Here is a 13,867-nt window from a genome sequence, read left to right as displayed (position 1 = left end):
GAGCAGCTGCACCTCTTTTCCAGCATTAAGGGCTGGCTCTTTATCGGGGTCACCGCGCTGCTGCTCTACTTCGTGCTGCAGCGGAATACCCGCCGAATCGAGGCCCATGCAGCGCAGCTGAGCTACAGCGAAGAAAAATACCGGGGCCTGTTCAACAACGCGCCGCTTCCCTATCAGTCGCTCGACGAAAACGGATGCTTTCTGGACGTCAATCCGGCGTGGTTGCGCAACCTCGGCTACGATCGCGACGAAGTGATCGGCCGATGGTTCGGCGACTTCCTGCACCCGGACCTGGTGCAGCACTTCGAGACCAACTTCCCGACCTTCAAAAAAAGGGGCTACGTCAAGGACGTACAGTTCCGGATCCGCCATAAAAACGGCGAGTATCGCCATATTGAATTCGAAGGATGCGTCGGCTATCTGCCCGACGGGTCGTTCCGCCAGACCTATTGCGTTTTCCAGGACATCACCGCCCGCAAGCGCGCCGAGGAGGCGTTGCTGGCCAGCGAGCAACGTTTCAGGACGATCTGCGAAAATGCGCCCGCGCTGATCAACGGATTCGATGAAGCCGGGCGGTGCATCCTCTGGAACAAACAGTGCCGGAAAACCTTCGGGTGGACGGCCGAGGAGATCAACGAGCACGAAGATGCGCCGAGTCTGTTCTATCCCGACCCGGCCGTGCGCGCCGAAATGTTCCGCACCGTCACAACCGATCCGGACGGGCATTTCAGGGAGTGGCACCCGATCACCCGCGACGGCAAAACCCTGACCACGATCTGGGCGAACTTCCGATTGCCCGACGGACAGGTGTTCAGTCTGGGCCTCGATATGACGGAACAGCGGAAGGCGCAGCGGGAGCTGGAGGAATACCGGGAGCATCTGGAGGAGTTGGTTCAGGAACGCACCCGCGAAATGCGCGTGGTGATCAACTCCATGGCCGGCCGCGAAGTCAGAATGGCGGAATTCAAGGAAACGATTGCCGCGTTGCAGTCGCGGCTCGAGGCGGCCGGGCTCTCCCCCATCGCACATCAAGCACAGCCAACCCCGGGGAATGCAACGCCATGAAAACCGCATGGATTGCACAGGGGTGGGCCCCGCCCAAACTTCGGCTGAAGGCGGCGGGCCTGCTGGCACTGCTGCTGGCCACGTCCGCGGTGGCGCAGGACGCCCAGGGTTCCTCCGCCCCGCAGGCGAACGAGCCGCCGCAAAACTACCGCATCCTGTTCATGGATTCGCTCATCGAACCGTGGGGCCTCGCCATGTTTTCCGCGTGCCGGGCCGAATTCGAACGGCTTTCCGGGCGGCCGGTGGAGATGTTGATCGACCACCTGACTTCCGGAGGCCACGCCGAGGAATCGGTCCTCCGCATCGCTCCGGGGAAATTCGATTATCTGGTCTGCCGCGATCTGGCCGCCCGGCCGCCGGTCGATCTGGCCGCACGGGCCAACCTGCCGATGATTATACCGACGTGCGATGACGCATGGATCGATGACCCGGGCCAAATTCCGCCCAACGTGTACGTCGCGACGATCCACCTGAGCCCCGCCCGAACCGCAAAAACCGCGCTCGAACTCGTCCCCCAAACCCGCAAGCTGGTCGTAATCTCCGGCGCCCACGATTCGGATCGGTTTTGGGAGGCGCGCGCCCGCGAAGAGCTGGGGGACCGCTTCCAAGGCGTCGCGGTCGAGTATTGGAACAACTGTTCCCTCGCAGAACTCACCCGGCGCGCCGCTTTGCTTCCGGCGGATCATCTGATCCTGTTCCTGAAAATGACCCGCGCGCCCGACGGGACGATCTATATCCCGCGCGACGTCGTGCGCGAGCTCGTCCAATCCTCCCCGGTCCCGGTGTTCGGCACGACCGACACGTTTATCGAGGAAGGCATTCTGGGGGGCTATGTTCTCTCCTCCGCCATGACCGGGAAACGCGGGGGCGAAATGCTGGCGAGACTGGCCCATGGCGAAACCGTTCCGGCGCTCACCCACATCGAGGACTACGGCGAATACCGGTTCAACTGGGAAGAGATGAAGCGCTGGGGGATCCGGGAAAGCCGACTCCCCGCCGGATCACGGATCCTGAACCGGCCCGACAGTGTTTGGGGGCGGCACCCCTGGGGTGCCGGCTTGCTCGCGGCGCTCGGCGGCACCGGGGTCTTGGTTCTGGGTACCGCCCTGTTGGTGCAGCGATGCCACCGCCGGACGGAACTTAGGCATCGAAAGCAGATTATCGCCAGCAAAGCACTGTTGCTGGAGGCCCAGCAGATCGCCCAAATAGGCAACTGGACGCTCGATCCCGCAACCGAGACGCTCTGGTGGTCGGAAGAGGTCTTCCGGATCTTCGGCCGCGACCCGGCCGACGGCCAGCCGCCCTACTCGGACTATCCGACCATCGTCCACCCGGACGATTGGCCGCGGTTCGATGCGGCGGTTCGGGCGGCCACCGGCGCCGGAACGCCCTACGACCTGACCCTGCGCATCCTACGCCCCGACGGAAGCGAGCGCATCGTCAACTCCATCTGCAAACCGCGCAAAGATGAAAGCGGAGCCGTGGTCGATCTGCACGGCATGGTCCAGGACGTCACCGACCTGAAACGGGCGGAAGCCGCCCTGCGGCAGAACGAGCAACGCTACCAATCGCTTTTCGACCATTCGCCGGTCCCGCTTTGGGAGGAGGATCTTTCGGCGGTCAAGCGCTATATCGAGGCGCTCAAGAAGGACGGGGTACGGGATTTCCGGCAATACTGGGCAATGCACCCGGAAGCGGTGGAGACGTGTGCCCAGCGGGTGAAAGTGATCGACGTCAACAGCGCCGCATTGGCGTTGCACGAGGCACCGTCCAAGCAGACCCTTCTCGCAGGGTTGCCCTCGATCTTCACGGAAAAATCCTACGAGGTGTTTGCGGAACAACTTTTGGCCATTGCCGAGGGGCGGATGTCGCATGAGGCGAACAGCACGGTGAAGACCTTGGCGGGCCAAGAGCGGTCGATCCTCCTGCGGTGGTCGGTGGTGCCGGGCCATGAAAACACGCTGGGCAGAGTCTACGTTTCAACCGTCGACGTAACGGCGCAGAAGCAGGCCGAAGAAGCGTTGCGCCTGGCGCACGATCAACTCGATTCGCGCGTGAAAGACCGAACCGCGGAGCTGAAGATTCGCACCGATGAAGCCGAAACGCTGAACCGGGCCATGATCAACCTGCTGCAGGACCTGAAAGAGACGAACCGGGGGCTGGAGCACGCCCAGCGCGCGTTGCGCACGACCAACGGCGAACTGGAAGCCTTTTCCTATTCCGTCTCGCACGACCTGCGCGCGCCGCTGCGCCATATCAACGGGTTCGTCAGCCTGCTGCTCAAACGCGAACGGGGCCGCCTCGACGCCACGTCGGCACGCTATCTCGACACCATCGCCCACGCCGCGGAACGGATGGGGCACTTGATCGACGATCTGCTCGCGTTCTCGCGGACCAGCCGCGTCGAGATGCACCTGCAGACCGTTGCCCCGAACGACGTCGTTAAGGCGGCCATCGCGGAACAGGCCCCCGCCATGAAGGATCGGCGCATCGTTTGGCAGGTCGGGGATCTGCCGGACGTGCTGGCCGACCGCGGTCTGCTCCTGCTGGTTTGGCAAAACCTGATCGGCAACGCCATCAAATACACCGGGCCGCGCGAGGAAGCCCGCATCGAAATCGGGGCGGAACAAAGAGGCCAAATGGAAGGCGGGGAAGAGATTACCTTCTTTATTCGTGACAACGGCGTTGGATTCGACCCACAGTATACCGATAAACTGTTCGGCGTGTTCCAGCGGTTGCATCGCGATGACGAGTTCGAAGGAACCGGCATTGGACTGGCCACCGTCCAGCGCATTGTCCACCGCCACGGCGGGCGGGTCTGGGCCGAAGGGAAAACGGAGCATGGGGCAACGTTCTACTTCACCCTTAGAGAAACAAAGGGGACGACATGACGGAAGCGAAGAAAATTTTATTGGTCGACGACGATGTGCGGGACGTGGAGCTGGCTTGCGCCTCGCTGGAGGAACATAACCTCGCCAACGAGGTGGCGGTTGCCCGCGACGGCGCAGAAGCGTTGGATTACCTGTACCGGCGCGGGGCGTTTGCCGACCGCTCCGAAGGGCACCCGATCGTGGTTTTCCTCGACCTGAAGATGCCCAAAATCGATGGGCATGAAGTGCTCAAGCAGATCAAGAACGATCCCAACCTGAAAAGCATCCCCGTCGTGGTGCTGACCTCCTCCCGGGAGGAACAGGACTTGATATCCAGCTATCAACACCACGCCAACGCCTACGTCGTGAAACCGGTGGACTTCGACTGCTTCGTCGAGGTGGTACAACAGCTCGGCCTGTTCTGGGTGCTGACCAATGAGCCGCCGCCGGGGTGCCTTGGAAAACAGAAAAACGGAGCCACATAATGTCAACGATCCCCCTCAACGTGCTCGTTTTGGAAGATGTCCCGAACGATGCCGAGCTCGAAATTGCCGAACTCGAACAAGCCGGCTACACCTGCCGCTGGAAACGGGTCGAAACCCGCGAAGCGTTTCTGGCTGAATTGGAGGCATCCGGGTGCGACATCGTTCTCTCCGACTTTGCCCTGCCCTCCTTCGACGGGCTGAGTGCGCTGAAGCTGTTGCTGGAACGGAAGAAGGATATCCCGTTTATCCTGGTGTCCGGCACCTTGGGCGAAGACGCCGCGATCGAAAGCCTGAAGGCCGGGGCCACCGATTATGTGCTCAAAGACCGTCTCTCGCGGCTCGGGCCCGTCGTCCGGCGCGCCCTGCAAGAGCAGGCCGATCGCCAGGAATCCCGCCGGGCGGCCGAGGCGTTGAGAGAAAACGAAGAACAGCTCCGGATGATCTTCGAAGCCGTCGACAACATCGCCTTCATCACGACCGACCTCGCCGGAACCAACACCCGGATCCTCAGTTTCAGCGCCGGAGCCCAGAACATCTTCGGCTACAAGCCCCAGGAAATCATTGGTCAAAAAATGGCGGTTCTCCATCCGACCGACGTGGAGAAAACCATTCCGGAGATGCAGGAGGCGCTGCGCCAGGGGCGCAAGGGATTCGATAACGAAACCATGATGGTGCGCAAATCCGGGGAGCTTTTCCCCGCCATGTTTACGTTGCATCCGCGCTTCGACCCCGCCGGCGAACTGATTGGAAGCGTGGGGGTCACGCTCGACATTACGGAACGGAAAAAAGCCGAAACCCTCCTGAAGAAACACAACCGGGAACTGGAGCAGTTCAATAAAATGACCATGGGCCGCGAGTTGCGCATGATCGAACTGAAAAAAGAGATCAACGCGCTCTGCCGCGAATTGGGACGCAAGGAGCCGTATGCCTGATGTTGAATCATCGCCGGGAAAAACCATGAACCGCGCCATCCGCCATCCGCAGGCATTGGGTTGGGCCAACGCCGCCGGGCTCGCTTCCCGGCCCAGCTCGCCCCGCGGAATAAGCTCATGATTGCTCCGACCCACCAATCCGACAACCGGCTCGCTTCGATGTGGATGCGCTCCACGCTTTTGGCCGATCTGGTCGAGCAAAGCAGCCCGGTCGAGATGGCGCGGCACCTGTGCGAGCAGCTCCGGGAGCTGACGGGAGCCGAAACCGTTGCCTTCTTCCTTAACATGGGAAAGCACGAGAGCTGCGCCCCCCTCCAGGTCTGGCCGCCCCGCCGGGCGGAGCTCTTCGCCGAGGGCAAACTCTGCGAGTTATGCCCCATCTGCAATCCGTCCCCGATTCCGCCCCATCCGGCGGATCTCCCGGTGGACGCGCCCCTGCGCAACCAGCTGGAGCGGGCCGGGTTCGGCAACATCCTGCGCTTGCCGATCCGCTGTTCCGGCCAGTTGGCCGGTTCCTTCGTGATCGCCGACCTGCCGGATCTCGAACAAGCCGGCGACATCCGCTCCACGATGGAGTTGCTCGGCCCAACCATCTGCCTGGCCTTCCAGAACTGCACGGCCCGGCAGAAGATCCAGCAACAGCGCGATTCGTTCGCGGCCCTGGTGGAAGCCCGCACCGCCGAACTCGAGCGCGCCAACCAGGAACTCAACGACGCCCGTCTTGCCGCGCTCAACATGATGGAAGACGCCATGCTGGCCAAGCAGCGACTGGAGCTGACCCAGTTCGCGCTCAACCATGCCGACACCGGCGTGCTTTGGATCTGCGAAGATGCCTCCATCCGCTACGCCAACCAAACGGCCTGCCAAAACCTGGGATACACCGAAGACGAGCTGACCCAATTGTCGATTTTCGACGTCGATCCCTTCACGCCCCGGTCGAGTTGGTCCACCCGCTGGAACGCCCTCAAACAGAAGCGCTCGTTGCATTTCGAGATGGTCCACCGGCGCAAGGATGGGTCCGTCTTCCCGGTCGAAATCTACTCGAGCTTCATCGAGCATGAGGAGGCGGAATACATCTTCGCCTTCGCCCACGACATCAGCGACCGCAAAACCATGGAGCAGCAACTCAAGCTGACCCAGTTCACCGTCGACCACCTCAACGACGCGGTTTACTGGACGGATGAAAAAGGACGCATTTCCTACGTCAACCAAGCCGCCTGCACCGCGCTCGGATACGCGAAAGACGAACTGCTGCAAATGCACATCTGGAATGTGGACCGCAATGTATCCCCGCAAAACTGGCCCGAAACAGTGAGCCACATGAAAAAAAACGGGCACGCATTGTTTGAGGCGATCCATAGCCGCAAGGATGGCGGCATCTACCCCGTTGAAGTAAAAGCCAACTTCATCGAATTCGGAGACCTCCAGTTGGTATGCGAATTCGCCCACAACATCACCGAACGCAAACACGCAGAACGACTCCTGATTCAAAACAAACAAAAGGTCGAAAGCATCCTCAGCGCCGCTCCCGTAGGCATCGGCCTAACCGTGAACCGCGTGATTATGGAAGCCAACCATCGACTCTGCAACATGCTTGGTTACTTGCCGGCAGAAATCATCGGGAAAAGCGCACGGATGCTCTACCGCACACAAGAGGAATTCCTGATGATCGGGCGCGAAAAATACAAACAAATTGCCCATTCAGGAGTCGGCCACGTACAGACCTGCTGGCAGAAAAAAAACGGTGAAATGCTCAATATCCAACTGAGTTCGACCCCGTTGAACCCCGACAACCCGGCAGATGGAATTATTTTTACCGCCATGGATATCACCGAGCACAAACGTATGCAGCAGGCCATCGAAAAACGGATCGTCGCGCTGACCCGCCCGCTTGAAGACCATCTGGACATTGCCTTTGAAGAACTGTTCGACCTAAAGGAAATCCAGCGCATCCAGAACGAATTCGCCGCCGCCACCGGCGTGGCCTCCATCATTACCCAGCCGGACGGGACGCCGATTACCGAACCAAGCAACTTCACCGGCCTCTGCAACGACATCATCCGCAAAAGTACCATCGGCTGTGCCAACTGTTTCAAGTCCGATGCCGCCATCGGACGGCACCATCCGGGAGGGCCCGTTATCCAGCGCTGCCTCAGCGGTGGGCTTTGGGATGCCGGGGCCAGCATTTCGGTCGGCGGGAAACACATTGCCAATTGGTTGATCGGCCAGGTGCGCGACGAAGCGCAAACCGATGCCCCCATGCGCACCTATGCGCAGGAAATCGGGGCCGACGAAGAACGATTCATGGAGGCCTACGAACGGGTCCCGGTCATGGCCCGCGAACAATTCGAAAAAATCGCCACCGCCCTATACACCCTGGCGGACCAGCTCTCCACCTCCGCCTACCAGAACATTCAACAGGCGCGTTTCATCGCCGAGGAGGCCCGACGCACAGCCGAGTTGCGGCGCCTCTCGACGGCCATCGAGCAGTCGCCGGAAACGATCGTCATCACCGATCCAACCGGGCGCATCGAATATGTCAACCCGGCGTTCGAAACGATCTCCGGCTATGCCCGCGGCGAGGCGCTCGGCCGGAACCCGCGCATCTTGAAAAGCGGGGAACACCCCCGCTCCTTCTACGCCGAGCTCTGGGAAACCATTTCCGCCGGCAACATCTGGCAAGGGCGCTTCATCAACAACAAAAAGAATGGCTCGCCCTACAACGAAGAGGCCGTCATTTCGCCCGTGACGGATGCCGCCGGCACCATCACCAACTATGTTGCCGTCAAGCGCGACATTACCGCGGAACTGATTCGTGAGGACGAGCTGCGGCAAGCCCAGAAAATGGATGCCATCGGGCAGCTCGCCGGCGGGATTGCCCACGACTTCAACAACATCCTGCAAGGCATCATGGGCTTCAGCGAAATGCTGGAGATGGATCTGGATCCCCAATCCGCGGAATACGCCAGCAACCAGGAAATCCATAAAGCGGCGAAGCGGGCCACGCAACTGACCCGCCAGTTGCTGACCTTCAGCCGCAAACAGTCCTCCAGCCTCGAAGTCCTGGACCTGAACCACTCCGTCCATGACGCCGAAGCCCTGCTCCGCATCCTTTTAGGCGAAAAATATGAGATCGATCTGGAGCTTCAGGATGAGCTGCCCTCCATCCAAGCCGATCCTAGCCAGCTCACCCAGATTATCATGAATATGGCGGTCAACGCCCGCGACGCCATGCCCGAAGGCGGCCGGCTAACCCTTTCGACCGGAAGTGTCCAGTTCAACCCGCAAGACATCGCGCTCATTGCCGAGGCCCGTGCGGGAAACTTCGTCTGCCTATCGATCACCGACACCGGAACCGGAATGGACCCCGACATCAAAGACCGCTTGTTCGAACCCTTCTTCACGACGAAGGCGGTCGGCGCCGGAACCGGCCTGGGCCTCTCCGTCGTCTATGGGATCGTCAAGCAAAGCCGTGGATGGATCAACGTCTACAGCGAAGTCGGCAAGGGCAGTTGCTTCAAGATCTTTTTCCCGCAGTGCTGCCCCCTGAACGAACGCGAAGAGGATCCGCAGCCCCATCCGCAACCGCACCGCGCGACCATCCTGCTGGTCGAAGACGACCCCAAGATCGCCATGATAGCGGAGGAAATCCTCAACAACGAAGAGCGCAAGGTCCTCCTCGCCGCCAGTGCCGAGGAGGCGCTGGAATTGTTTCGGGAACGCGACGGGCAAATCGACCTGCTGATCAGCGATATGGAACTGCCCGGCATCCGGGGCGACGAGCTGGCCGATCAACTGCGCAAGAAAAACCCCGACCTGCTCGTGCTGCTGATGAGCGGATTCCATGACCAAAGAACGCGATGGAAGCATCTGGCCGGAAAGAACTATTCATTCATGAACAAACCCTTCGCCCCATCGGCGTTCATCGCAATTACCGAAGAATTAATCAAAGAAAGAAAGCAACGGGACTATCAATGAACCGAATACTACTGATCGACGACGATCCGACCCTACGGAAGCTTTTCTCGCAGTTCCTCTCCAAGAACGGCTATGAAGTTTCACAGGCGGAAAACGGCAAAATCGGCCTGGACCAGATCGAGCTCGAAAAGCCCGATCTAATCATAACCGATATTCTGATGCCGGAAATGGACGGACTGGAAATCCTGCTGGCGCTGCGAAAGAAAAGCACGGTGCCGATCATCGCAATCTCGGGGGGCATGCGCGGCCTACCGGTCGACTTCCTGAAACAGGCCAAACTCTTCGGGGCCCGCTACGTATTTGAAAAACCGGTGCCGCTTGGCGCCCTGCTTTCCGCCGTCAAAGACCTGTTGAAAGCCAAATAAGCCATCAGCGACCGCCGAGCAGATCGCCGACCACCCCGAGAACGGATCCTTCGCCCTGGCGTTCGCCGCCCGCCTGCCGCGGCGCATGCTGGAGGACGCGGTCGGCCAGACGCGAGAACGGCAGGCTTTGGAGATAGACCCGCCCCGTGCCGCGCAGGGTGGCCAGAAACAGCCCCTCCCCGCCGAAAAAGGCGGATTTGAGACCGACGCTCTCGATGCTGTAGTCGATGCCGGGCGTGAAGGCGACGATGCACCCGGTATCGACCTTGATCGTTTCGTTGTTCAAGTGCTTTTCAACCACGGTTCCGCCCGCGTGCAGGAAGGCCATGCCGTCGCCCTGCAGCCGCTGGAGAATGAACCCCTCGCCGCCGAAAAACCCGGCGCCGAAGCGCTTGGTGAAGGCGATCCCGACGGCGGTGCCCTTGGCGGCGCACAGGAACGCATCCTTTTGGCATAGGATTTCGCCGCCGCAGTCGGCCATGTTCAACGGAACAATTTTGCCGGGAAAGGGGGCGCCGAAGGTGACGCACCGCTTGCCGTGCGCCTGGTTGCTGAAATGCGTCATGAACAGGCTCTCGCCCGTCATCACGCGTTTGCCGGCGCTGAACAGCTTGCCCATCAGCCCTTCGTTGGCCCGGGAGCCATCGCCCATCTTGGCCTCGAAGGCGATCCCGTCGTCCATCCAGTTCATGGCCCCGGCTTCCGCGATGACGGTTTCGCCGGGGTCGAGCTCGACTTCGACCGTCTGCAGGTCGTCGCCAATAATGGTGTAGTCAACTTCGTGGCACTGCATGGCACCGCTCCTATTGAATGGGCATTCCCTGCTGCTGCATTTGCTGCATCTGCATCATCATCGCGAACTGGCCGAGTTTGCCGATGAGGTCGCCGGGGATATTGACGCTCCACATGGCGCGCCCCTCTTGGCGGAAGCCGGCGGAGGTGATCGGGTCGACGCCCTGCATCAGGGCCATGATCTGGGGCAGCATGGGTCCCTTCGCTCCTTCCGGCAGGAACGCACCGATCATTTCGACATAGCCGCCGACATCGAAATCGAGATAGTAGCAGCCCCCTTCGGGATAAACGGCGCGGGCCTGGATGGGCTCCACCGTGCCGCCGGCCTTGACCCGGTCGATCAGGGTTTCAATCTTGGTCGCCCCCATCGTGTAGAGCATCATGCCGTCGAACAGGGCGATATCGTAGCCGAGCTCGTCCAGCTTGAGCGCCGCCATTTGCGCCTGCTGATCGGCTGGCATTTCTTCCATGGAAATCTTCATGTCGAGGCGATGGATCGGAATGCCCTTATGCTCGCGCACCTTTTCCCGGAAGGCCAGCTGCATCGGCATGCCCATGTTTTCGTAGAGTTTCACGAAGGGGGCCATGTCCTTTTCCATCGACTTGAGCAGCTCCAGCGCGGCGGGCAGGTCGGCGACTTCGAGCAGGTAGTTGATGCTCATGCCGCTCTCGGCATCGAACGAGAAGGTTTCGCAGGCGGAGCCGGAATAGAGCTTCATCCACTTCGTAACGACTCCGGTCAGCGCGGCCAGGTCGACCTCCTCGATCTTCATCGCTTTGAGGAGGATGTCGGCTTCGGCGTTGACAAAGTCGGCCATGGCCTCGGGGCTACCCATGGCGAAATCGGCCATCACCATGCCTTCGTCGAGCAGACGGGATTGGATCGCCGGGTTCTTCGTTGCGGTCTTCGGCGATTCGATCAGCGCGGCCAGTCGCGATCCGGCCTTGGGCACGAAGGTTTCGCTCAGCTGGATCGAACCGTTTTTCGACGCCAGCACCAACTCGCCCGACTCGCATTGGCTGCAGAGCGACAAGAGCACGCGCATCTCGCCTTCGAGCAGTTTGGTCGTGTCGTTCACGGTCTTGGGATCGGTGCCCGGCGCCTGCATCAGGCTGGCGCCCATCATGGCGGGCATCATTTGCAGGAAGCCCTGGAGAGCATCGTTGTTGCGCTCGATGAGCGCGGCGGGCTGGGCGGAAACGCGCAGGGTCGGGCTACGCTTGGCCAACAGCTTGGCCTGCACCCGGCCCGCAAGCGCGGAACCTTTTGCGAGTTGCTCGGGCGTTTGCGCCAGCACCAGAAGACCGTTGGCATACTTGGACTGCATGCCCATGTTGCCGATGGCCCGCGCATAGGCCGCCGACTGCCCCTCGGCCACTTCCACCACCGCGAAAAAGTTCGTGGTGTCGAGTGCAACGACCGCAAGTCCTTTGCCCGGGGAAACGCCGGCCAGCATCGGATCGCCCAACTGGCCCCCGATCATCTGCTTGATCATCATGCCGTTGATCATCGGAGAGACCTTGGCGGCCACCATGCCGGCTTCATCGATGAAGCCGTGCAGATCCGAAACGGTGAGCGAAAGCATGGCGTCCGTCAGGACGGCGGGTTTATCGATGACAGGCGCCGCCTGGGCCGCAACGGCCATTGAGCCGACGGCAACCGTCAAACACGTGTATTTAATCCATTTCATAAGTTTCTCCTGGTTAGACGTACATCCTGCACAACCCCGCGCACCATTAATAAAAAGTCCACGGCAAATGGTGCGCAAGCGTGGCATTCTGAAAAGCTTGCGGCAACGCAAATCCAAGGTTTTCAAAAGTTGCTTTCGACCATCGGGCGGTAGGTCAGGTCGTGGACCACCACGTCGGCCGGGGCCTCGATGCAGTGGACGATCATCCGTGCGGCCGACGCGGCGGAGAGATATTCGGGGCGCTGTTCGGCCCGAAAATCGGTGTCGGTCCCGCCGGGATATACCGCCGTCACCTTGACGTTTTTTTCGCGCCCCTCCTTGATGAGGCATTTGGTGAAGCCCATGAAGCCGTATTTCATGGCCGAGTAGATCGCATAGTTCGGTTGCGCGGTTTTGGCGATGGTGCTGACGACATTGACGATGTGACCGGATTTTCGTTCGCCCATCTCCTTGAGTGCTTCGCGGCAGAGCAGCATCGGTGCACGCAGGTTGACGGCGTATTGCAGCTCCCAGTCCGCCAGCTCGATATCGGTTACCGGAGCCTTGCGGTTGTTGAGCCCGGCGTTGTTGATCAGGACGTCGACCTGGCCCAGTTCGGCGGCGGCCTGTCGGTAGATGCCGACGGCCTGTTCCGGATCGGACAGGTCGGCGACGCCCCCCGCGCAGCCCGTCTCCGCCTTCAACGATTCCAACAGCGCGGCATCGCGCCCCGTTGCAAAAATCCCGTAGCCGAGTACGGTCAGTTGCCGGACCAACTCCCGGCCAATTCCGCGCGTCGCGCCCGTCACCAAAACCGTCTTATCCATTTGCTTCTCCGTTTGAATTGCTTAAACCTACAGCCAATCAACACCGCAACTATATACAACCTGCACTAAAAGAGGAGCCCGAATGACCACCCCCGACGAAATCCTTAAATCCATTTTCGGTTTCGACGCGTTCCGCGAAGGGCAGCGCGAAACGATCGAAATTCTGCTGGCCGGACGCAGCGCCGCGGCGATCTTCCCGACGGGCTCCGGCAAGAGCCTGTGCTATCAGCTTACCGCGCTCCTGCTTCCCGGCCTCACGCTGGTCGTCTCGCCGCTGCTGGCATTGATGAAGGACCAGATCGACGGCCTGCAGGCGAAGGACGTCCGCGCCGAACGGCTCGACTCCAGCCTGACGGAGGAAAAATACCGCGAGGTCTCCAACGCCATCCGCGCCGGCGAGCTCAAAATGCTGTTCGTCTCGCCGGAACGCCTGACCAACGAGCGCTTCCTCAACCTGATCCGCGGCCAACGCATCAGCCTGCTGGCGGTCGACGAGGCGCATTGCATTTCGGCGTGGGGCCACAACTTCCGGCCGGACTATCTCAAGCTCGCGCAGGCGGTTGAATCGCTCAACGTCGAACGGGTGCTGGCGCTCACCGCCACCGCCACGCCGAAGGTTTCCAACGACATGGCCGCGGCGTTCGGCATCCAGCCCGCCGATGTGGTCAACACCGGCTTCTACCGACCCAACCTCGAGTTCCGCGTGACCGGTTGCCCAGGCCACGCCCGCGAAAAACTCCTGCTCCAGCGGTTGAAAGAACGTCCCGCCGGCGCAACCATCGTCTACGTCCACTTGCAAAAAGACGCCGAGCAGATTGCGAAGCTGCTCCAAGAAAACGGCTTCAACGCCGCGCCCTACCACGCCGGGCTCAAGTCCGAGACG

10 protein-coding genes are annotated in these 13,867 nt (G+C 60.8%); 7 read left to right on the top strand and 3 right to left on the bottom strand.

Annotation, left to right across the window (positions count from 1 at the left end):
* The 6 genes from ABYO54_RS05735 to ABYO54_RS05710 form a co-directional block, all read left to right on the top strand.
* A partial coding sequence (locus ABYO54_RS05735; RefSeq protein ID WP_372807286.1) for a PAS domain S-box protein occupies window positions 1-1,065 on the top strand: 1,065 nt, incomplete at its 5' end.
* Complete coding sequence (locus ABYO54_RS05730) at window positions 1,062-3,956, top strand: ATP-binding protein (protein WP_372807285.1); 2,895 nt, start codon at window positions 1,062-1,064, stop codon at window positions 3,954-3,956. The genes ABYO54_RS05735 and ABYO54_RS05730, both read left to right, overlap by 4 nt.
* Window positions 3,953-4,420, top strand: coding sequence for a response regulator (locus ABYO54_RS05725; RefSeq protein ID WP_372807284.1), 468 nt, complete (start codon window positions 3,953-3,955; stop codon window positions 4,418-4,420). Before ABYO54_RS05730 ends, ABYO54_RS05725 begins: the two co-directional genes overlap by 4 nt.
* Window positions 4,420-5,352, top strand: a complete 933-nt coding sequence (locus ABYO54_RS05720; protein WP_372807283.1) for a PAS domain S-box protein — start codon at window positions 4,420-4,422, stop codon at window positions 5,350-5,352. Before ABYO54_RS05725 ends, ABYO54_RS05720 begins: the two co-directional genes overlap by 1 nt.
* Before the next feature lie 117 nt (window positions 5,353-5,469).
* Window positions 5,470-9,330 carry a PAS domain S-box protein gene (locus ABYO54_RS05715; protein ID WP_372807282.1) on the top strand — a complete coding sequence of 1,287 codons (3,861 nt, stop codon included), beginning with the start codon at window positions 5,470-5,472 and terminating at the stop codon, window positions 9,328-9,330.
* Window positions 9,327-9,695, top strand: a complete 369-nt coding sequence (locus ABYO54_RS05710; RefSeq protein WP_372807281.1) for a response regulator — start codon at window positions 9,327-9,329, stop codon at window positions 9,693-9,695. Before ABYO54_RS05715 ends, ABYO54_RS05710 begins: the two co-directional genes overlap by 4 nt.
* A 4-nt stretch (window positions 9,696-9,699) precedes the next feature.
* Here ABYO54_RS05710 and ABYO54_RS05705 read toward each other — a convergent pair whose 3' ends face one another.
* The 3 genes from ABYO54_RS05705 to ABYO54_RS05695 all read right to left on the bottom strand — a co-directional run bounded on the left by ABYO54_RS05705 (window position 9,700) and on the right by ABYO54_RS05695 (window position 12,984).
* Window positions 9,700-10,488 (bottom strand): TIGR00266 family protein, encoded by a 789-nt coding sequence (locus ABYO54_RS05705; protein WP_372807280.1) that lies wholly within the window; start codon window positions 10,486-10,488, stop codon window positions 9,700-9,702.
* A gap of 10 nt (window positions 10,489-10,498) precedes the next feature.
* Window positions 10,499-12,178: a hypothetical protein gene (locus ABYO54_RS05700; protein WP_372807279.1), complete on the bottom strand. Its 1,680-nt coding sequence runs from the start codon at window positions 12,176-12,178 to the stop codon at window positions 10,499-10,501.
* A gap of 122 nt (window positions 12,179-12,300) precedes the next feature.
* Window positions 12,301-12,984 carry an SDR family oxidoreductase gene (locus ABYO54_RS05695; protein ID WP_372807278.1) on the bottom strand — a complete coding sequence of 228 codons (684 nt, stop codon included), beginning with the start codon at window positions 12,982-12,984 and terminating at the stop codon, window positions 12,301-12,303.
* A gap of 82 nt (window positions 12,985-13,066) precedes the next feature.
* On the opposite strand from ABYO54_RS05695, the gene ABYO54_RS05690 reads away from it, so the two are divergent.
* On the top strand, window positions 13,067-13,867 hold an 801-nt coding region (locus ABYO54_RS05690; protein ID WP_372807277.1), incomplete at its 3' end, for a RecQ family ATP-dependent DNA helicase.

It is taken from the genome of Pontiella sp., assembly GCF_041622395.1.
Classification (GTDB): Bacteria; Verrucomicrobiota; Kiritimatiellia; order Kiritimatiellales; family Pontiellaceae; genus Pontiella.
This window is presented reverse-complemented; position numbering and strand designations above follow the sequence as displayed.

Coding starts and splice junctions, on each gene's coding strand:
- ABYO54_RS05715 (WP_372807282.1), top strand. CDS start 5,470: ATGATTGCTCCGACCCACCAATCCGACAACCGGCTCGCTTCGATGTGG.
- ABYO54_RS05695 (WP_372807278.1), bottom strand. CDS start 12,984: ATGGATAAGACGGTTTTGGTGACGGGCGCGACGCGCGGAATTGGCCGG.
- ABYO54_RS05730 (WP_372807285.1), top strand. CDS start 1,062: ATGAAAACCGCATGGATTGCACAGGGGTGGGCCCCGCCCAAACTTCGG.
- ABYO54_RS05700 (WP_372807279.1), bottom strand. CDS start 12,178: ATGAAATGGATTAAATACACGTGTTTGACGGTTGCCGTCGGCTCAATG.
- ABYO54_RS05710 (WP_372807281.1), top strand. CDS start 9,327: ATGAACCGAATACTACTGATCGACGACGATCCGACCCTACGGAAGCTT.
- ABYO54_RS05705 (WP_372807280.1), bottom strand. CDS start 10,488: ATGCAGTGCCACGAAGTTGACTACACCATTATTGGCGACGACCTGCAG.
- ABYO54_RS05720 (WP_372807283.1), top strand. CDS start 4,420: ATGTCAACGATCCCCCTCAACGTGCTCGTTTTGGAAGATGTCCCGAAC.
- ABYO54_RS05725 (WP_372807284.1), top strand. CDS start 3,953: ATGACGGAAGCGAAGAAAATTTTATTGGTCGACGACGATGTGCGGGAC.